The sequence below is a fragment of the Wolbachia endosymbiont (group B) of Hofmannophila pseudospretella genome (genome assembly GCF_964028515.1).
Classification (GTDB): domain Bacteria; phylum Pseudomonadota; class Alphaproteobacteria; order Rickettsiales; family Anaplasmataceae; genus Wolbachia.
Map to the genome: position 1 here is coordinate 1,007,805 of NZ_OZ034788.1, position 19,833 is coordinate 1,027,637.

The 19,833-nt window shown below is 32.9% G+C and carries 20 protein-coding genes and 1 tRNA gene; 4 read left to right on the plus strand and 17 right to left on the minus strand.

Annotated elements, in window-relative coordinates:
- Positions 1–6: 6 nt before the first annotated feature.
- From ABWU24_RS04850 to rpmF, 4 genes are all read right to left on the minus strand, one after another.
- Positions 7–80: transfer RNA gene (locus tag ABWU24_RS04850), tRNA-Arg, on the minus strand.
- 142 nt (positions 81–222) lie between these two features.
- A complete protein-coding gene (locus ABWU24_RS04855) occupies positions 223–1,179 on the minus strand; it encodes a beta-ketoacyl-ACP synthase III (protein WP_264377619.1) in 957 nt (318 codons plus the stop codon).
- Positions 1,172–2,209, minus strand: a complete 1,038-nt coding sequence (plsX, locus tag ABWU24_RS04860) for a phosphate acyltransferase PlsX (RefSeq protein WP_015588286.1) — start codon at positions 2,207–2,209, stop codon at positions 1,172–1,174. The genes ABWU24_RS04855 and plsX overlap by 8 nt, the downstream gene beginning before the upstream one ends.
- Positions 2,210–2,217: 8 nt before the next feature.
- Positions 2,218–2,400: a 50S ribosomal protein L32 gene (gene rpmF / locus ABWU24_RS04865; protein WP_006014434.1), complete on the minus strand. Its 183-nt coding sequence runs from the start codon at positions 2,398–2,400 to the stop codon at positions 2,218–2,220.
- A gap of 231 nt (positions 2,401–2,631) precedes the next feature.
- On the opposite strand from rpmF, the gene ABWU24_RS04870 reads away from it, so the two are divergent.
- Together ABWU24_RS04870 and ABWU24_RS04875 are read left to right on the plus strand one after the other, a co-directional pair.
- Positions 2,632–3,414: an MlaE family ABC transporter permease gene (locus tag ABWU24_RS04870; protein WP_012481974.1), complete on the plus strand. Its 783-nt coding sequence runs from the start codon at positions 2,632–2,634 to the stop codon at positions 3,412–3,414.
- Positions 3,407–4,108 carry an ABC transporter ATP-binding protein gene (locus tag ABWU24_RS04875; protein ID WP_015588287.1) on the plus strand — a complete coding sequence of 234 codons (702 nt, stop codon included), beginning with the start codon at positions 3,407–3,409 and terminating at the stop codon, positions 4,106–4,108. Before ABWU24_RS04870 ends, ABWU24_RS04875 begins: the two co-directional genes overlap by 8 nt.
- 279 nt (positions 4,109–4,387) lie before the next feature.
- Here ABWU24_RS04875 and ffh read toward each other — a convergent pair whose 3' ends face one another.
- The 8 genes from ffh to rseP form a co-directional block, all read right to left on the minus strand.
- Positions 4,388–5,731 (minus strand): signal recognition particle protein, encoded by a 1,344-nt coding sequence (ffh, locus tag ABWU24_RS04880; RefSeq protein ID WP_353274527.1) that lies wholly within the window; start codon positions 5,729–5,731, stop codon positions 4,388–4,390.
- Positions 5,716–7,275 (minus strand): proton-conducting transporter membrane subunit, encoded by a 1,560-nt coding sequence (locus ABWU24_RS04885; protein ID WP_353274529.1) that lies wholly within the window; start codon positions 7,273–7,275, stop codon positions 5,716–5,718. The genes ffh and ABWU24_RS04885 overlap by 16 nt, the downstream gene beginning before the upstream one ends.
- Positions 7,276–7,891: 616 nt before the next feature.
- Positions 7,892–8,296 carry a hypothetical protein gene (locus ABWU24_RS04890; RefSeq protein WP_341815688.1) on the minus strand — a complete coding sequence of 135 codons (405 nt, stop codon included), beginning with the start codon at positions 8,294–8,296 and terminating at the stop codon, positions 7,892–7,894.
- 85 nt (positions 8,297–8,381) lie between these two features.
- Entirely contained in the window at positions 8,382–11,192 is a 2,811-nt protein-coding gene (locus ABWU24_RS04895) for an FAD-dependent oxidoreductase (protein ID WP_353274530.1), read from the minus strand.
- A 45-nt stretch (positions 11,193–11,237) separates the two neighbouring features.
- Positions 11,238–11,669, minus strand: coding sequence for a 3-hydroxyacyl-ACP dehydratase FabZ (gene fabZ / locus ABWU24_RS04900; RefSeq protein WP_214241899.1), 432 nt, complete (start codon positions 11,667–11,669; stop codon positions 11,238–11,240).
- A 4-nt stretch (positions 11,670–11,673) separates the two neighbouring features.
- Complete coding sequence (locus ABWU24_RS04905; protein WP_341815691.1) at positions 11,674–12,234, minus strand: OmpH family outer membrane protein; 561 nt, start codon at positions 12,232–12,234, stop codon at positions 11,674–11,676.
- On the minus strand, positions 12,235–14,568 hold the full coding sequence (gene bamA / locus ABWU24_RS04910; protein WP_353274532.1) for an outer membrane protein assembly factor BamA: 2,334 nt from the start codon (positions 14,566–14,568) through the stop codon (positions 12,235–12,237).
- 7 nt (positions 14,569–14,575) lie between these two features.
- Positions 14,576–15,691, minus strand: coding sequence for an RIP metalloprotease RseP (gene rseP / locus ABWU24_RS04915; protein ID WP_341815693.1), 1,116 nt, complete (start codon positions 15,689–15,691; stop codon positions 14,576–14,578).
- A gap of 99 nt (positions 15,692–15,790) precedes the next feature.
- Between rseP and ABWU24_RS04920 the strand changes: the two genes are divergently transcribed.
- A complete protein-coding gene (locus tag ABWU24_RS04920; protein WP_010404229.1) occupies positions 15,791–16,057 on the plus strand; it encodes a succinate dehydrogenase assembly factor 2 in 267 nt (88 codons plus the stop codon).
- On the opposite strand, the gene ABWU24_RS04925 is transcribed toward ABWU24_RS04920, so the two are convergent.
- From ABWU24_RS04925 to ABWU24_RS04935, 3 genes are read right to left on the minus strand one after another with little or no spacing between them, the layout of a single operon-like run.
- Positions 16,035–16,352 (minus strand): cell division protein ZapA, encoded by a 318-nt coding sequence (locus ABWU24_RS04925; protein ID WP_010404232.1) that lies wholly within the window; start codon positions 16,350–16,352, stop codon positions 16,035–16,037. The genes ABWU24_RS04920 and ABWU24_RS04925 overlap by 23 nt on opposite strands.
- Positions 16,353–16,395: 43 nt before the next feature.
- Positions 16,396–16,674 carry an HU family DNA-binding protein gene (locus ABWU24_RS04930; protein WP_015588295.1) on the minus strand — a complete coding sequence of 93 codons (279 nt, stop codon included), beginning with the start codon at positions 16,672–16,674 and terminating at the stop codon, positions 16,396–16,398.
- 19 nt (positions 16,675–16,693) lie between these two features.
- Entirely contained in the window at positions 16,694–18,346 is a 1,653-nt protein-coding gene (locus ABWU24_RS04935) for a 30S ribosomal protein S1 (RefSeq protein ID WP_341815694.1), read from the minus strand.
- 103 nt (positions 18,347–18,449) lie between these two features.
- Here ABWU24_RS04935 and trmB point away from each other — a divergent pair, with 103 nt between their 5' ends.
- Positions 18,450–19,094: a tRNA (guanosine(46)-N7)-methyltransferase TrmB gene (gene trmB / locus ABWU24_RS04940; protein WP_015588297.1), complete on the plus strand. Its 645-nt coding sequence runs from the start codon at positions 18,450–18,452 to the stop codon at positions 19,092–19,094.
- 40 nt (positions 19,095–19,134) lie between these two features.
- On the opposite strand, the gene ABWU24_RS04945 is transcribed toward trmB, so the two are convergent.
- Complete coding sequence (locus ABWU24_RS04945) at positions 19,135–19,326, minus strand: hypothetical protein (RefSeq protein WP_167470134.1); 192 nt, start codon at positions 19,324–19,326, stop codon at positions 19,135–19,137.
- Positions 19,302–19,823, minus strand: coding sequence for a pyrimidine dimer DNA glycosylase/endonuclease V (locus ABWU24_RS04950; RefSeq protein WP_341815695.1), 522 nt, complete (start codon positions 19,821–19,823; stop codon positions 19,302–19,304). The genes ABWU24_RS04945 and ABWU24_RS04950 overlap by 25 nt, the downstream gene beginning before the upstream one ends.
- Positions 19,824–19,833: the final 10 nt, after the last annotated feature.

The window sequence follows — 19,833 nt, forward strand, 5'->3', positions numbered from 1 at the left end:
GAAGAATGTGCCCGGTAGGATTCGAACCTACGACCCACAGCTTAGAAGGCTGTTGCTCTATCCAACTGAGCTACGGGCACACATCATATATAAAATGCTTCTTAGTACACGTGAAGTCAAGTATTTCTTGTGAATATAATGTTTGTGATAATATCTCAAAACTTTGTCAGTACAGCATGTAACGATAAAACTGAGAAAAAAGAAACGTGGGTAATAGGAAGTCTAATAGCGCAGTAACACAGAACCCCAGGCTAAACCTGCACCTATTGAAATCAGCAATATCAGATTTCCTGACTTTATTTTTGATTCTTGTACTGCATAGTCTAAGGCTAGTGGAATTGACGCTGCTGAGGTGTTTGCATGCTTATCAACTGTATTAATTACTTTTTCTATAGGAAAATCTAATTTCTTTACTACTGCTTCAATAATGCGAATGTTTGCTTGATGGGGAATTAACCAGTCAATATCAGTAATCTTCAAACTATTGCATTTTAGAGTTTCCTCTACTGAGGCTGTTAATTTCTCTACTGCATGTTTAAACACTTCTCTTCCATTCATAAGTATCTTTCCAGAATCACGAGTAGAGGATATTCCTCCGTTTGTACATAATAAGTCCACATTGCCATCAGAGTGTAAGTTTGTTGATATAATGCTACTGCTACTCATTTCTGATTTCATTATCACTGCACCAGCACCATCACCAAAGAGTACACAAGTTGACCTATCTTCCCAATCAACAATCCTAGACATTATTTCAGCACCAATAACAAGCGCGTATTTAATTCTATCGTTAGACTTTATAAGTGAATCAGCAACTGTAACTGCATATATAAAACCAGAGCATGCTGCCTGTACATCAAAAGCAAATGCGTTTTTACATTTTAATTTACTTTGTATAATCGTTGCACAGCTAGGAAAAGTTTTGTCAGGTGTTGTTGTTGCAACTATGATCAAACCAATTTCATCTATTGAAATTTTCGCTTTTTCTATAGCATTTTTCGCTGCATTAACAGCTAAATCTGACGTTAGTTCTCCTTCATCTGCTATATGTCTTTGAACTATTCCTGTTCTTTGCCTTATCCATTCATCGTTTGTTTCAACTATCGATGCAATTTCGTTATTACTCAAAATTTTTTTTGGTAGGTAAGAACCAGTGCTCAATATGAAACTTTTATTCAATATGACTTACCCCGTTAATTATCTTCTGGTTTAAATTTTCACTGATTGCATTTACTGCAAATTTTATAGCGTGAGCAAAAGAAATAGCATCAGAATTTCCATGGCTCTTTATAATGATACCATTTAGCCCTAAAAACATAGCTCCACTTCTAATTTTAGGATTAAAACGCTCTAATGCTTTATTTAGCTTGGGTTTCAACAATATGCCGACAAGCATTTTTGTCATCCATGAATTAAATACTTCCTGTTTTATTAGACTGATAAAAGTACCAGCAGTTGCCTCAGCTGTCTTGAGCATTACATTACCAACAAAACCATCAGCAACAATTACGTCTATATTACCATCTAAAAATTCACTTGCCTCTATATATCCTTTGAAGTTAATACTTGGAGCATTTTTGAGTAACTCAAAAGCTCCTCTTACTGAGTCAGTACCTTTCACTTCTTCTGTACCAATGTTTAGCAAAGCGACTTCAGGATTTTCAACTTTTAATGCTATTTTTGCAAATATACTCCCCATTAATGCAAATTGAAATAATGAGTCAGTATTACAGTCAACATTTGCACCAAGATCAAGCAATGCAAAGCTTTTTGTCTTAGTTGGACAGATAGATGCAATAGCAGGACGATAGATATTGGGTAATGTTCCTAAAATAAATCTGGAGATAGCCATCAATGCTCCAGTGTTGCCTGAAGACACCATTCCAAAAGCTTTACCTTTTTTCACTGCTTCAACAGCTGCCTTCATACTTGAATCTTTGCGATGTCTCAGTGCAAAAGAGGGTTTATCATTTGGAAGAACATTATCAGAGCAATGGGTAAATTCGGAGTTATCGCTTACTTTTTTGTATTTTGAAAGCAAAGGAGATATTTCTTCCTGATCTCCATAAATATGAAAAAAAACTTCAACACCTGGGTCAACAAGATTATCCAAGAAAAAACTAGCACCCTGAATTACGGAAAGAGGTGCAAAATCCCCTCCCATAGCATCAAGTGCGATAACTATGTTGTTGTTAACCGTGGGTAACATATCATGAGTTACTCCGCCTTTTGTTTAATGAAAACACGTTTTCCTTTGTAACTATTGTCAACTGCTATGTTGTGAGGCAACATGAATTCTCCAGTTGTTGCACATACCACAATATTCTTAGGCTTAATAGCATGATGAGAACGATGCATATTACGCCTTGACTTTGACTTTTTTCTCTTCGGAACTGCCAAAACTTACTCCAATTCAATTATATAACACAATTTATTAGTAGCATGTTTTTTACAAGAAGTAAATAGCGAAATAAGTAAGGTTTTCTTATACAATTCAGTCTTATAAACTTAAACTCAAGCATTTTGATCAAAGTATATTGAACTTAAGACATATCTTGACTATACTCTGGCGAAGTTAATAAAAATTTTAATAAAATCAGTAAAACTAATTTTAGCTAAGATAAATGTAAAGTGAGTTCCTTTAATATAGACAGCGTTAGAATAATCGGTAGATGCTTTATGAACTTTCTGTTGAGGATTGGTAACGCATTTGTATTTTTTATTCAATCTCTATACCACTGCTTTATTCCTCCATATTATTTTAGCAATGTGGCAAGACAAATTATAGAGATAGGCTTTTTCTCTTTGCCAATTGTTGGGCTCACTGGAGTTTTTATAGGAGCAGTGATAGTTTTACAGAGTAGCTTAAGTGGTATATTGATTAATCAAGAACAAGTAGTACCTAAACTTGTTACGATCACTATCATTAAAGAGTTAGGGCCAGTTTTGATCAGCTTAATAATGGTAGGAAAGGTTGGGTCCTCAATTGCAGCAGAAATTGGCACGATGCGCATCACTGAACAAATAGATGCACTTACAACTTTGGACATCAATCCTTTCAAATATTTAATTGTACCAAGAATTCTAGCGTCAGTTATAGTATTTCCAATACTTACAGTATGTGCAGATCTAATAGGAATATTTGGAGGGTATGTCACCGCAGTCTTTGAATTTAACCACAATTTAAATATATACATAAAATATACAGCTCAATTCTTTAATATGTACGATTTTATTGTTGGGCTGATGAAAGCGACTGCTTTTGGCGCCATAATTTCTGTTTCAAGTTGTTATTACGGTTACCATTGTAGGGAAGGTGCACGAGGAGTAGGTATTGCAACAACATCAACTGTTGTTATATCCTCTATATTGATAATTTTAGCAAATTACTTGATTACTTTAATACATGCATAGCCCCATAATATCAATATTGAATCTAAGCTTATCCTTTGATGATAGAACGATATTAAACAACATAACTTTCAATATATCGAAAGGAGAATCATTAGTCATACTTGGCGGCTCAGGAAGTGGTAAATCTGTATTAACAAAAATAATTATTGGATTATTGACACCAGACTCAGGGTCTATTAAAATAAATAGCAAAAGCAAAAATAAATTTGGAGTCTTATTTCAAAATTCCGCTTTGTTTGACTATGTTACAGTGTGGGAAAATATATCTTTTAATTATAAAAAACGCTTTAATATCAGCATAAAGGAGGCAAAACGCCTAGCAATCGAGAAGTTAAATGACGTTGGACTGGAAGAAAACATAGCAGACATGTTTCCAGTAGAACTATCAGGTGGAATGAAGAAAAGAGTGGCACTTGCAAGAGCAATTGCACACAACCCAGAAATTATTGTATTGGATGAGCCAACTTCAGGATTAGACCCAATCATGTCAGATGTAGTAAACGAGATAATAATAAAATTATCTCAAGATCTTCGTCCTACAATTATCACGATTACACATGATATTCATAGTGCATTTAAAATAGCTGACAAAATAGCAGTATTATATGAAGGGGAGATCATTTCTCACGGAACTGTTCAGGAAATACAAAATACTAACAACGAATATATAAAAAAGTTCATTTATTGTATATAGCTACAGGTTTACAAACGATATTGTGGATGCTATAACTAGCCTAACTTGAGATATCGACAACCTTCGGTCTGTTACTAGTGTAGTGCTACGGTGGTATAGTGTGTTAGCTATAAAACAGCGCATTAAATATAGATAAAGTAACTTGTATCAATTTTTATTATCATGCCAATTCCAACTGAAGAAATTTATTGAATTTATTACTTCACGCTAAAATAATATACTTTACTATTCAACAGCAATTACAACTGATGATTTTATTTCATTCCACTACCTGCTGACTTACTTTCTGCTTAGCATATCCATCAAATCAGATTCTTTGAGTTTACTATGGTCAACTTTACTGAACTTATTCACCATAGAGCTCATTTGATTATACTGCTTAATTAGAAGATTAACGTCAGTTACACTTGTTCCAGAACCCTTAGAAATTCTAAGTCTTCTTTTGCCATTTAAAATATCTGGATTTTGCCTTTCTTTTTCAGTCATTGAGTTTATGATGGCTATATATTTTTTCACTTTATTGTCATCTGGCACACTGCTACTTAGCTTTTTTGTGAATGAACTAGGGATGAATTTCATTATGTTGCTAATGCCATCCATTTTACTCAGAGTTTTTAACATTCCCACTAGGTCGTTTAGGTCGAATTTACCCTTTTTTACTTTCTTTTGTAACTTATCAGTTTCTTCCTGACCAACAATCTCAGCAGCTTTTTCAACCAATGATACAACATCACCCATGCTAAGTATCCTTTTTGCAATTCTATCGGGATAAAAATCATCGAGGTCACTTAATTTTTCACCACAAGCAATAAATTTAATTGGACAATCGGTGATCATTTTCATAGAAAGAGCAGCACCACCACGTGCATCACCATCAACACGGGTAAGAATAATGCCGGTTACACCTATTGCCTCATTGAATGATTTGGCAATATTGACTGCATCCTGGCCTATCATTGCATCTGCTACTAAAATAACTTCTGCAGGTGAAACTATTTCCTTTACGGATTTCAACTCATTCATCATATTATTGTCAATATGAAGCCTGCCTGCGGTATCTAGTATTAATACATCACAACTATCGCTCTTTGCTGTTGCCAATGCCCTTTTTGTAATTGCAATAGGCCTCTCATTTATCACTATAGATAAAGTTTGTACGTCTATTTGTTTACCCAGTACCTCAAGTTGTTTCTGAGCAGCTGGCCTATAAATGTCTAAAGAGGCAAGCATCACTTTTTTCTTTTGCTTTTTTAGCTTTAAAGCAAGCTTTCCTGAGGTAGTTGTTTTACCTGCACCTTGTAAGCCCACCATCATAATCACAGCAGGGGGTTTAACTGCTAGATTTAAGTCACTTTTCTCTGATCCGAGAACTGCAACTAAATTATCCTGCACAATTTTAATTATCATTTGTGCTGGAGAGACACTTTTTATGACTTTTTCTCCAATCACTTTATCTTTAATGTCATTGATGAATTTTTTTGCAACTTCAAGTGAAACGTCAGCTTCAATTAAGGCCATGCGTATTTCTCGCATGGCAAGATTAAAATCATCTTCAGAAATGATTGACTTTCCTCTCAGTTTATTAAATACAGAATTTAAACTTTCAGTTAACGATTTAAACATAATAAAATTAGTAGAATGCTCATTAAAAAGAGAGAAGAAGATGAAACGAAACTCACTGAGTTATAACTCAGCACTTCTTTAAGTTTAGTAACATTATTAAAGTATAAACTAGTAAGTGAATTAGTCAAGTTTTGCAGTAGATTGGCAGACATTTCTCTCACTTTAAGGACCAGTTGATTGAACAGCAAGACAATATAGGGTATGAAAGCTCTAAAAATCCAATCAACATCCATTTTAAAATTTATTCTTGGGTAAAATAACCTGCGTAAAGGAATAAACAGTAAAGTGGTACATAATAACAAATTAAATTGCGACAAAATATTTTTTGTGTTGTACACAAAATCGAAAATTGAATGTTTATTGTAAATAGGCAAGTAAGGATTGCTAGCGATTACACATATAAATGCCAAAATAATTATGGATATTTTGCCTTCCCTCTCTGCTAAAGGTTTTGACTTACTTTTTGCAATAAATATGTAGTAAAGAAATTTGAGTCCCACACTTAAATGAAGCAGCAAATTTAGAACCTTATATAAATTTTTATACCCTTTTAAGGCAACAGTGTTCATTTCAATTTCAGCTGTGATATATGATTTACTGATAAATCCAGCAGTTCCAGGAAATGCAGCCATTGTAAGTATTGCGATTATAGCACACATGCCTTCCACTGACATCAGTTTACCTACTCCATTAAAACTAATTGTTTTTGTTCGTGAAATAATCGAATTACTAACTACAAACAATAATGATTGATAAACAAGAGAGAAGATTATATGCAGTATCAAAATTGGTATTGCCTTTTCCGAAGGGCTGAGTAAACCTCCTGCAATAATCAGCAAGCCCATTTGTCCTACAACATTATAGCATAGAAATCTACGAATATTTTGCTCAAGAGAAGCAAATATAATGCTGTAAATTACAGTGAGGGCGCCTACAAGCGCTAATATTTCAGTACAATCTTGCCATAGGTTATAAGTGTGTAAAAGCATCACTAAAAAAGAGACTTTAGTGGTAAATAAAGAGAGATATGTAGTGCCATGTAGTGATGAAGCGGGATATGCATCAACAATCCAAAACGAAAAAGGAAAGCAAGCACAGTTTATCAATAAACCTAAAATTATCAGGTTAGTACTTTGCAGTGCCAATCCTGCTGTTAATATAACTCCAACGAAAAAGTGTACACAAGCGTACCTTATTGCAGGTCCACTATCTCTACAGCTAGCTACGATAATAAAAAATGCACTGATGGTCATTAATTCAAAGAATATTATAACCAATATCATCTGCTTGGATAAAATTGCACAGAGTGAACAGGTAGTGTAAGCAGCAAAAGATAGCATCTCTGAAAAAGTCAAATTTTGTGTTGGTAGAACAGCTAAAAATGCAACTGACAAAAAAGATATTAGTACGATACGAAAAGATAAATCAAAATTTAGAACTGGATGAGACCAATTCAGTATAGCACCTAAATTTTCAGGTAATGTTAGGACTATCACTATTAATGCAGTTAGTAGAAGTAACAGTGACGATTTATAAAGTTGCACAGTGATGTAAACCAGTATGGTTTATGCTACCTCAATATACGAATAAAAGCAAATTGCATATTAACCACTAATTAAACTAATTACCATATAATTATATCAGGATTTAGAGGGTTATAGAGAAACCGGTCAGATTAGATTAAAAATCTAATCTGACCGATAGCTTTAATAGTGAGGTAAGCTTTAATATAGCACTCCTAATTCATAGTGCTACACTCGTGCATAATTTATTTTTAATTTGTGCACGAGCGTTAGTAAATTATTTACTTTTTGAGATAAAATTTTGCATCACTTTAATATCCAGAACTTTATTAAGTCTGCCAGTTGAGAGTTATTTATTCCCTTTCTTTTAAGTATTTGCATAAGTCAAATGAAGCTGCCAATTTTTAATTTACTCATTCGACTTTTATAACTTTTGCAATGTTTGATTCTATTAAAGAACTTTGTTAATATAGTCTTTAACGTTTTTTTAGATACCGTTGTGGTGTTTTAGTATAAATTCCGCTAACAAGTCGCTGAATATTAAATTGTTTTTAGCCTGTATCAAGCGTTGTAATTAAGGAATTTGAGCAGCAGATACTGGAACTCAGAAAGCTCTTGAGTAGCTGTATAATGAAAATTAGATTATAAAATCCTCTGACAGCACATTCTGTGTTGTATTATTATCCATAACTGTGTAATCAATATTATATTTATCGAATTCATTGCGCATCCTAGTTAAATGTCCTTTATCATGATCCAAAAGAACACTTACGTAGCTCAAGCTATCATTAAAAAGATCATTATAAATTACTGGAAATTGAACTGTGTAGGATGTTGTACACTCATCTTGACCGTTATTATCTTTACAAAGGGACATTTTTCCTGTTTTGCCAGTATCATCTTTAGTAGAAATAAGAAATTTCATACTTACGTCTTCGTTTTTTGCTACAAACTCCTTACACTTTCTACTTTTTGCAGAACACGGTCCTATAGCTATAGAGTAGCTTTCTTTTGGAAGTGTGAATATTAACTGATGTGTCATAATGCTACCTTAATAAAAAATGCTATTGTAGCATAGATCTATTAATAAATAATATATACTGTAGTATAATTAGTACGAAGGGGATTTAATCAACCTCAGTAGGTTTACCAGTTGGACCCATAAGGATTATTTGCTCTCCTTCTCTTAAGCCTCCGCACAAATTAGTGGAGCCACCAGTTTCAAGTACAATAGTGGAAATAAATCCTTTTTTTTTGTCTACTTCAGTGCCGGTTACAGCTATACCTTCCATAGCAAGGTTTGTATTATTGGCTTTTCTGTTATTGGTTTCAAAATTTTGCAACCTAAAGAATTGTCCAGGTTTAAAATTCTTTGCCGCAAGAGGTGCTTTGATCACTATTTCCACAACTTTGTTTGTTAAATATTGAACTTTTATAACCTTTGCAGTGAATTTTTCTTTAATTTTATTAAAGAATTCTTCATTGGCCAGGTGTTTTGAAGCACGTTGATTAGCTACTCGGCTCAAAAGCTGAGAAATGATAGGGTAACCATTCTTAGCGCTTGCCATAGCTTTCACGACGCTGCCGCTATACGAAGGATGAAGGTCACCAAAAAAGCTAATTGTTTTATTGCTTTGCTTATGCACTAATATTCTATCTTTATCCTGCATTTTAGGAGAAAATATTGGGTCTATTTCTTTTTCTGATGAATTCAAATGAGTAAAATACCCATTGCTTAATTTAAAATGCTTTTTATCTTCTGTTGCAATAACTGTATTTGGCTCAGTACCTGCTGCTATAAAAATAGAACGTGCTTTCATGCATTTGATTTCGCCGGATTTTGTGTCTATTAGTTTTATTGATTCAGCATGGTTATATTTATCCGTCACAACTTCAACTGGCTCTAAGTTTTCAATAAAGTAAATCCCTTCTGATAGTGCATTTTGCACCTCTTCGCTATTTAATCGATAACTTGGTGAATTTTTTAGATCTTTTCTATATACAATTTTTACTCCCCCAAGACTCTGCATTAACTCTAATATTTTTATTTCTCTGTTTTCTTTTTTTGCTAGCGCTTGCTCTGCTTGGATCAATTTTGCGTGTGATATGAGCTCATTTGCAATTTCATATTCTTCTTCTGTCCAATCTTTTTCGACATATTTCTTTCCATACTTATCAACCAATATTTCATAACGAAGAAGAAATTTTTCCACTTGAATAGGATAGTAAGCTAAAGCTTCAGTAGCAGTATCAATTGCAGTGAGTCCTGCACCTATGACAACTATCGGCATGCGAACTTGCAGATTTGCTATAGAATCACACTTAAGAGCACCTGTTAGTTGTAACGACATGAGAAAGTCGGATGCCATGCGCACTCCACGAGCTAGTATGTTTTTTATTTTAATCATTCGTGGCTTACCAGAGCCAAGTGCCAAGGAAATGTGATCAAAACCCAAGTTGAACGAGTCATCAACAGTTATCGTACCTCCAAAACGAATTCCTCCATAAAGTGCGAAATTCTCACGTCTTTCCAGTAACAGTCTGATAATTTTTAGGTAATTTTTATCCCATCTGGAAGTTATGCCATACTCTGCTACTCCACCAAATCCGCCAGCTATGCGTTCACTTAGTTTTTCATGCTCGAAATCTTTAATTAACTGGAAATGATCAATCAAAGGTTCTATCTTTAATCCATCGATGGCGATAACGTTATGTCCATCATTTAATAAATGATGAGCTAAATTAAAACCCGCAGGACCAAGTCCTACAACTAGAACGTTTTTTCCAGTATTTTCTTTTGGCAATGGACGCTGAAAATTTAAAGGATTCCAACGGCTAAGCAGAGAATATATTTCAAATCCGTACGGCAAATTGAGTACGTCGTCCAAAATCCTTGTTTCAACCACTGGCACATTTACAGGCTCTTGTTTCTGATATATGCATGAGTTCATGCAATCATTGCATATTCTATTCCCAGTAGCTGCACATAATGGGTTATCTATCATCACAATTGCAAGACTTGCTATGCTATATCCTTCGCTTTTTACCAGATTCATTTCTGATATTTTCTGCTCTAGTGGGCAGCCGTGCAGCTCAACTCTAAGTGGAGACTTTTTGAAAGTGTTGTCATCATTGATTAGCCCCTTTGAGCAGCTGTCCTTACTTTGCTTATGACAAAATATGCAGTAGTGAGCATTATCTAGTGCTTTATTCAAACTCACCTTTTTGCTTGTTAGATCAAAACCATATCTTCTTTTCACCTCATTTGAATACAGAACCTCAACCTCGTCTACTTCTTTTTTCAAGAATGATACGAGATTTTCGTAATCAATTTTCTTATGTATGCTAAATAGTATACTCTGTTTGTTTTTCACTCTCCAAACTGCATATTGAGCCGCAAGTTCTATTTCTTCTTTGTGATCCTCTTTATTTTCAAGCCAATTCATTACCTGCTCAGAAAAGTTTTTTTCTGTTGTTGGTAAAGTAAGGAAACTATTTAACCTGTTGGTTACATAATCAATATTTACTACATCAGTGTATTTCTTCAATGCATAGCGCTGAACAAAAAACCTTTTGCATCTGTATATTACAGCAAAGTCGTTGTGTTTTTTCTTTAGTTCCTCTATTTCTTTTTCAATGTTGAAAAGTTTTGCAATGAATTCATCAAGTAAATATGAAAGGTCTATTATTAACTGGCTATTACAATCATCTGTCATCCAAGTAGCTGATACTGGAATCCATCCTTCTTGTTTTCTAGATCCCAGTGTCAAGCACTGGGATGACATCGAAGAAGAAGCTGCTTTTTCTCTTGCTTCAATTAATGAACAAAACAAGCTTTCATCGGACGATTTTATGTAATCTAAAAACGCCTCATCTAACTTTATTAATTCACTACGAGTGTATAAGTTTGAAAATGAGATTTTGAAATTCAGTTGCATCTTTATACTATACAGCGTACATACTGTTTCTTACAGATGAAGATTTTATTTATTTTTTAATGCTGCTGAGATTATTGCTTCTGCAACCTTTTCTTCCTTAACATATGCAACACACTCAAATTTGTGTAGACCTAAACGCACACTTTGAATATTAGCTTGAAGAATCAATGCGTCTCCTGGAGTAACTGGCTTTGTGAATTTTGCATTTTCAATTGATCTCAAGTAAACAACTTTATTTTCCATTACCTTTTTACCGAGAACACATATTGCAGATGCCTGAGCTAAAGATTCAATTATCAAAACTCCTGGCATTATCGGATGGCCAGGAAAATGACCAATAAAAAATTGCTCATTGAAAGTCACGTTTTTAATTGCTTTTATACTCATACCAGGATCGCATTCTATAACCCTATCTACTAAGAGAAAAGGATAAGAATGTGGTAGTATTTTTATAATATCATTGATATTACATTGCATAAGCCTATTCAGTGTTTTGCAAAGCAAATTCGGGTATTTCCTTGTTTACATTTTTTAATACTACATCCGATAAATCTACTTCATCCATAGAGTATAAAACTTGATTCTTTTTTGAAATAAATAGTACCAAATCTATGTTTTTTTTTTCTGCTGTTTTTTTAGCAACTTCTTTTATCTTGTTAAAGATACTTTCTACTGCTTCTCTATAATTTTCTTCTAAATGTGACATTTTCTTAGCGTAATTATCCCTAACACTTACAGTATGCTTACTGAATTGTTCTGTCTTTTCTTTTTTTGCTTCTTCTGACAAAAGGTCAAATTCTTCTTTCGATGGCTTAAATTTTTCTAACTCATTTTCAAATTCCTTCTGTAATCTAGAATTCTGCTCCTTTATTTGTTGTTGTATATTTTGCAGAGCCAGAGATTCATTGATAACCTTATCACTATCAATAATGGCAGCCTTTGTATTGAGCGTGCTCTGAGGTTGATACCCTACAAACTTATACCCCACAAATAAGGAAATAATTAAGGCAATAACTGATGTAAATAACTGTATATATTTCATTTAAATCCCCGCTTCAATAGAAATTTTAACGTTTGTCGATGGTATTATGTCATAAGCTTCCTTTACTAAAGGAAACCCAAAATCTAATCTCAGCCTACCAAAAGGAGAAGGCATTGAAAAGCCAAAACCTGGTGATACTCTTATAAGCTTACTATCGTAATATTTCCCACTATATCCCTCCTTTTCATCTAAACCAAAAAGTGTTGCATAGTCAACAAATAGTGAGCCTTTGATACCAGCATAGTCGTATAATTTAGATAGTGGAAAATCTACTTGCTGTGTTAAATTAAAATAAGTTTTGCCTCCCAATGAGCTTTTATTTTTGTCTTCTGCTCTTGGTCCAATGCCGGAAAGGTCAAATCCTCTAATCTCATTACCCCCTTTAAAAAAGTGCTGGCCAATGTTTAGATCTTCATCGGTATAAGAAAAAATATGACCTGCTGCTACTTTAAAGCGCAGTGTTATATCATCATCAATTTTGCTTAATATAGGGTGTGTATAAAAAGATAAGAATTCAGATTTTAGGAAATTTACATTTCCTCCCAATCCTGAAATATCCTGATTTAAGCGCAATAAATATCCCTCTTTAGGAGTATAGAGGTTATCCAGTTTATTGTATGATAACGTATATCCCACTGATGAAACTTGATACTCACCTTCTTGATCTCTTATTATCTCAGAGATATCCTCATCTTTTCCACCCTTATTGTCCATGTGTATGTGATTATACTTATAAGAATATTGAAAGGAATTGGTTAGATTTTCTGAGATTTTATATGATACTTTTGCTATTCCTCCCCAGTTGCAGGTATCGAAAGTAGTGTTTGGTTTGTCTTGTTTTTCATAAAAAACACCCATGCCTAGTGAAGTATCAGAGTCATTAAAATTATTTTCAACAGCGTCTATACTAGTAGAAAGAACATATTGACTTTTTTCAAGAGCAAAAGATACCTCTTTACCACTACCAAATAAATTACGATCTGTGAAATCGGTTTTAACAAATACTCCACCAGGAAGAGACATACCACCTGTTAAAGATAACGAGGCAGTTCTTTTTTCTTTAACATTTAAATCAAGATTCACTGCATTGTCATCCACTGTATAACTATTTATTTTTACTGTTTCAAAGAAATCACTATATATCAATTTTCTACGTGATTTTTGGATCTCAGATGTGTTATATGCGTCACCTTCTGCCATGCTAAGTTTTCTTCTAATTACTTTATCTAAAGTGCGGTCATTGCCATCAATAGTAATTTGGTTTATATAAATCTTTTTACCTGGTAGCACTTTGTAAGTTACATCCACAATATTGTTATGTTGTGTATATTCTGGATTAACTTTTGCAAATATATATCCTTTTTCGCTTAAATGTTTACTTATTTTTTCTGCTGTATTGTTAATTTTAACTCTATTAAATATTTGATTATTTTCCTCTTTGATAAATTCTAATATTTCTTCCCTTAAACTTAAATCCTGAATCTCAGTTTCAATATCAACTTCATTATTTCCAAATAAGTATTGCTGCTTTTCATCAATCAAAAAAGTTAACTCTATTTGGTTGTTATTATCAACCTCAACAATTGGTTGGATATTATTTTGAATATATCCCTTAGATGAATAGAAGCGATCAAGCAGTTCTGTGTTAATCAGTAGATATTGAGGTGAATAATGAGTTCCGCTTTTAAAAATGGCTCTAAATAACTTACTAAATATATCATTGCTATGCCTTTTGATAACTTGCTCTAACTCATTTGCTGAAAAGTTTTTATTACCTATAAATCGTAAACCCTTAATTTTAGACGTTCTTCCTTCTTTTATCTTAAAAATTAGGTTTATCCTATTGCTACCAAGCTTATCTAGCTCATATGCAATTTTAACACCAATTTTACCACTGTTCCTATAAAGAGTAGCTAGATTTATTAAATCGTTTTGTAATTTTGTTTCAGTGAAAATAGTTAGTGATTTTGACTGGATAACGTTATTTAGCAACTCTTTACTGTTAAATAACTTATTGCCTTTCAATATTACTTTGTTAATCAATGGATTCTCATGAATTTTTACTACTAAGTTTTTTTCATCATCGATATAGGCGTTAATACTAGCAAATAACTTTGTTTTATATAAATCTTTTATAACTGAATCTACATCATCATCATTTATATGACTACCTGGTTCTAATTTTGTATAAAACCTTATTGTTTGATCACTTACTCGCTCATTGCCAATATACTTAATATTTTTTATCTGTACTTTTTCCTTATTTTCTAGAGCAACAAGTAGAGTGGGAAAAGAAATAAATATTATTATTAGTATGTGAAATAACTTTTTCATATGTATCTTAAAAAAGATGCCTAATATCATTTGTGATTGCAACTGCCATCAACAAAAACAGTATGGTAGCACCAAAAGTGGCTGCATATTTTTGATATTTCAAACTCAAATCTCTACGTATAACTGCTTCTATAATATAATGAAATAAATGCCCACCATCTAGTAGTGGTATTGGCAGCAAGTTAATTGCAGCTAAATTAGCTGAAATAATTGCCATAAAATATAGAACCATAATAAGTCCCTTTTTAGCTGATTGCCCTGAATATTTTGCAATTTTTATTGGCCCACCTATTTCATTTATACTCCTTTTACCAACAACAATTTGAAAGAGTGCTTTGATTGTTAAACACATAGTGTGGTAGGTTTCATTCACTGATAGGCTAGCAGCTCCAAGAAAAGATGACTGTTTTAACCCTATCATATTAATTGAGGTAATTCCTATAGTTTTTCTTTCTATTATGTTACCAAAGACATCTCTATCCTCAACTGTAAACGGAGTTAGAATAGTTCTGTACTCTTCGTTATTTCTGCTATACTTAATTTCTATTCTTGTTTCAGGGTTGGACATTATCACGCGTGAAATATCTTCAAAGTATTTTATTTTGTACTCATTGATCTGTGTAATAGTGTCACCTGGTAATAGGCCAGCTTGCTTTGCTGCACTTTCTTCAATTACATTACCAATTACTGGTGGAGTACGATAATAACCTGCCACGCTGAAAAATATTGTGAAGGCTATAACGGTAAATATCATGTTTGCAAAAGGCCCTGCAAAAACTATTGCTGCTTTTTGATATCGAGGTTTTGTATGGAATGAGTGTAATTTTTCTTCTTCAGTTAATTTTTGTTGATCAACAGGAACGCTTGCTGCATTAGTATCCCCTAACATTTTAACGTAGCCACCCAATGGAAAGGCACTTAATTTCCATCTAGTTCCAGACTTGTCGTTAAAACCAAAAATTTCAGGACCAAAGCCTATAGAAAAAGATTCAACTTTAACCTTGCATGCTTTAGCGATAATATAATGCCCACATTCATGCACGAATACTATGATAGAAATTATTAAAGAAAACGATAAAAAATAATATATTCCAGCGCTAAGTTGATGAGAAATTAATTCCACCTATGTTTTAAATCTTAATCAAACGTTGAGTATATTAAAATGCGCCTTGCTTGACAAGTATTTAGTTTAGTCTTTAAATTAAAAAAAAGTTTAATGATAATGATAGATATCTCCTTATTAAGAAGAAAACTGATGTATAGGAGTTGGCATAGGGGTTGTAAAGAAACTGATATACTTTTAGGGCATTTTGCATTGAAATATCTTGATAAATTTTCCTTAAGTGAACTAATTGAATACGAAAAAATAGTTGATCTTGATGATTGTGAATTATATTGTTACATAACTCGTAAGAAACTTCTCCCCCCTGATTTGAGTAGTGAGGTAGTCGATTTGATTGCTTGCTTTAATCACTTATGCACCCAATAATCTTGTTTACCCTATCTAATACTTCAGCATATTCTACTCTTTTTTCCTCCCTATACTTTTTGCATTCTTGATTTATTTCGTCTAATCGCTTTGTTAATTCTAAAATTTTGTCTTCGAGAGTCAATGCTGCAAGTAAGAAATTTAATGCATCTGAGCCCTTACCTCCAGTTCTTTGAGATATGGAGCTAACTAGCTTGTTGAAGCTATTAGCAAGTTGTAATAAATGGTCCTTCTTTTTACTTTCGCAAGATATTTTATATGTGTTATTATGTATAACTATTTCTACTACTTGCATATGATGCTATATTGTACAACTTTCAAATTTACAATATAGATTTTCATTCATTTATCAAGAGGGATAACTTTTTACTGCTACGAAAATAAGTTTTAAAGTATTGATGTTTTGCAACCTTCTGTGACGTCAAATTACTTGCTTCTTTCAAGTTATAGCTTCTAATTGAAAAAGAACCAAATCCCCTGATTTCAACTCTATTATGATATTTCAACGTGTTTGAAAACACTCGAAAAAAACTATCAACTATGGCTGCTATAATGACCTTATCTAACAAAAGGTGTTTTTTTGCCACTTTTGCTATTATATCAGATTTCGTTGCCATTTATATGAAGCACAAGAAGTTATTTGGCAGATAATATTATATTATATTTTTCAACACCTACTACTTCAACTTGTATTTTTTCTGATATAGAAAACTTTTTATTTTCTGGTAAATGCTCTTGATCTACTAAAAGGGTTACATTGTTCTCAATTTCAACGATTAGACCATTTTCCTCTCTCTTACTTACAGTAACCTGAATTTTATCCCCTACTTTAACTTTCTCTATCAGTTCTTCAAGAGGATCATACTCTATTTGTTTTACTCCAAGATAAATTCTTGTCCGATCTACGTTAGCCCTTATCACTTTTGCTTCTATTTCATCACCTACATTATACTTTTTTATCTCATCTGAATTGTTTTTCGACCAACTTAGATTTTGCATATAAATTGTTCCTTCTACGTCCTCAGATATCTCAGAATTATCAAAAGTCACAGATATTTGTGAACCATTGTTGCTTTTAACTTTACCAGAAACAATAGAACCAAGAGGATATTTATCAATAAATACTTGCCAAGGATTCTCTACGCACCTTTTTGTGCTTAAACTCATCTTATTTTTAATAATGTCAATACCGAGAATTTTTACATCCACTTCTTGTCCTATTGTTACAAAACTACTAATTGGTAAATTACTCTTGCTCCAAGTTATTTCTGATGAGTGTACCAAACCCGCAATCCCAGGTTTAATCTCAACAATGAATCCACAATCTTTTATACCCGTTACACATCCTTTGTGTACGCTGTTAATTGGACATTTTGACTCTAGATCTTGCCAAGGATTGTCTCCTAATTGTTTTACACCTAGGGAGATTTTTCCATTTTCTCTATCTATTTTTATAATTTTAGTTTTTATATGCTGACCACAAGAAAAAATTGCAGATGGATGACTTACATTACTCCAAGAGATATCTGTAATATGTAGCAGTCCATCTATAACTCCTACTGTATCTGATTCATGAATGCCAACAAATGCACCGTAGTGAGTGATGCTTTTTATTTTGCCTTCTACTACATCACCTTCATTTAAAGATTCTAAAAACTTAATTTTTTCACCAGCATGCAACTTCTCTAATACCAGCTTCCTTGATACTACAATATTCCCCTGCTTCTTATCCATTTTAAGAACGATGAATTTTTGTTCAGTTTCAATAAGGTGATTAGCATCTTTTATTTGCTTCAAATCCACATGACTCAGCGGTAAAAACGCACTTATTCCATCACCAAGATCAACAATAAAACCGCATTTAATTGAGCGTTTAATGATTCCTGTTACTTCATCTTTTGTAACTGCGCTTTCTTCCAATTTATTCCATTTTTCGTCTCTGATTGCTTTCTCACGACTAAGAACAACATTACCATGGTAATCTTCAATTCTTTCAACATAAACTCTAATTTTCGAGCCAACAGTGATATCATCATTACAACTGAGCTCCTTAATCAGAATCCTTCCGTCTGACTTTAAACCAACATCAACCACAATATCATTAGAATTTCTTCTTGTGATTATACCTTCTACCACATCTCCTTCTTTGATTTTGTTAGCAAAAGAATCTTCACAAAAATCATTATCTTGATTATCAAATTGATCTTGAAATATCTCTTCTATGAACCTATTTGATAATAGTCTCCTGATAGCAACTGTATTTTCCATACCTTTTAACTTTAACTTCATTAGAACTCATATATTATATAATATTAATAATTAGTGACAAGTAAATTCTCATTAATTCATTTTGAGAATTGTTTAAGCTATAAAAGATTAAGTTATGTAAGATATGCTATCTAGGAATAATAAATGGATTAGATCATTTTCCAGAAGATCTAGGTTGAAGTTGAATGTTTTGGAGAAGTATTCTATTAAAAACAGCAAGGAATCTATAAAAAAGATCGTAGACTTACAAAAAAGAATACGGGTAGAAATAGGTTTCGGTAATGGTGAAAATATGCTCCATCAGGCATTCAATGAATCTGATCTATTATTTATAGGATGTGAGCCTTATTTAAAGGGGGTTTCTTCCTTGCTAAAAAGCATAGAAGCACACAGCATAAAAAATATTTTAATATGGACAGAAGATGCAAGAGAATTAATTGCCAATTTTCCTGACAACAGTGTTGAAAAATTCTTTATTCTCTTTCCAGATCCATGGCCAAAAAGAAGTCACAACAAAAGACGGTTAATTAATACGGAATTTTTAAATTTATTAGCAAAAAAAATACTTGTCACAGGGGAAATATTTATTGCAACTGATCATCAAGATTATGCAGAGTGGATAGAGTTACATATAAAGCAGTGTAACTCTTTAATCTATAAGGAAGATAGTTTTGCGAATTATACTCCTACAAAATACCACAGAAAAGCGCTAGAATATCAGAGTAAAATAAAGTTTTTTAAAGTAAGTGTTATGTCTAAACTGACTTAGATTTGCCTCTACTTGTTAGTACAGATATGTACATGATACTCTACAGTGCAAGCAGCCCATCATGTATTGGAAATAACAGTTCACTAAATTCTTTAATCTCACAAATAGAAAGATCAATAAACTTGATAAACATCAACATTATCAGCCAGCATTGCTTTTGTAGCTTCAATTTACCTTTTTTATGACCGATTTGGATAATTTTATAACCTATAGCATTTTGTCTAGCAACCAATCTGGTGCTTCTCTACCTTTTTCCCACTTAGCAAATCTCATCTTTTCTTTTAGGTAATATTCTCTATATGCTTCTATTGGGTTACTACATTTATATCGATCAGGTAACGCTTGTGTAAAAGCTTGTATATCAGCTGATCGAAATATTAGCAAATCCTTGTTATTATCGCACCAATCTATAACTTCTTCGGATTTATGCGTTCTTTTGTATCGCAAGCTATATTCTATACACAATTCTTTTCCATGTTTTATTAACCAATCAAAGTTTCCTTTTGATTGTCTAGCCCATAAAGAACAAGGATGGTTTTTGTGAGTAAGTTTATATGGAACTTCTATATTCTGGCTTGTAATGCTGACTAAAGGATTTGGCTCTTTTAATGCTATTGAAAAAACACTGCTAAGCAATTGAGCAGTTTCTAGCGGCATTTTTACTATGTGCTTATCGCATAACATTTGTGCTGCAGTTACAGGATTTTCGTCTAATATAAAGATATTCATCTAAGCACCC

Bases quoted from the DNA above. Each gene is read 5' to 3' on its own strand.
- plsX (WP_015588286.1), bottom strand. From the start codon at position 2,209: ATGTTACCCACGGTTAACAACAACATAGTTATCGCACTTGATGCTATG.
- ABWU24_RS04875 (WP_015588287.1), top strand. From the start codon at position 3,407: ATGCATAGCCCCATAATATCAATATTGAATCTAAGCTTATCCTTTGAT.
- ffh (WP_353274527.1), bottom strand. From the start codon at position 5,731: ATGTTTAAATCGTTAACTGAAAGTTTAAATTCTGTATTTAATAAACTG.
- ABWU24_RS04890 (WP_341815688.1), bottom strand. From the start codon at position 8,296: ATGACACATCAGTTAATATTCACACTTCCAAAAGAAAGCTACTCTATA.
- ABWU24_RS04895 (WP_353274530.1), bottom strand. From the start codon at position 11,192: ATGCAACTGAATTTCAAAATCTCATTTTCAAACTTATACACTCGTAGT.
- fabZ (WP_214241899.1), bottom strand. From the start codon at position 11,669: ATGCAATGTAATATCAATGATATTATAAAAATACTACCACATTCTTAT.
- ABWU24_RS04905 (WP_341815691.1), bottom strand. From the start codon at position 12,234: ATGAAATATATACAGTTATTTACATCAGTTATTGCCTTAATTATTTCC.
- bamA (WP_353274532.1), bottom strand. From the start codon at position 14,568: ATGAAAAAGTTATTTCACATACTAATAATAATATTTATTTCTTTTCCC.
- ABWU24_RS04920 (WP_010404229.1), top strand. From the start codon at position 15,791: ATGATAGATATCTCCTTATTAAGAAGAAAACTGATGTATAGGAGTTGG.
- ABWU24_RS04925 (WP_010404232.1), bottom strand. From the start codon at position 16,352: ATGCAAGTAGTAGAAATAGTTATACATAATAACACATATAAAATATCT.
- ABWU24_RS04930 (WP_015588295.1), bottom strand. From the start codon at position 16,674: ATGGCAACGAAATCTGATATAATAGCAAAAGTGGCAAAAAAACACCTT.
- ABWU24_RS04935 (WP_341815694.1), bottom strand. From the start codon at position 18,346: ATGAAGTTAAAGTTAAAAGGTATGGAAAATACAGTTGCTATCAGGAGA.
- trmB (WP_015588297.1), top strand. From the start codon at position 18,450: ATGCTATCTAGGAATAATAAATGGATTAGATCATTTTCCAGAAGATCT.
- ABWU24_RS04950 (WP_341815695.1), bottom strand. From the start codon at position 19,823: ATGAATATCTTTATATTAGACGAAAATCCTGTAACTGCAGCACAAATG.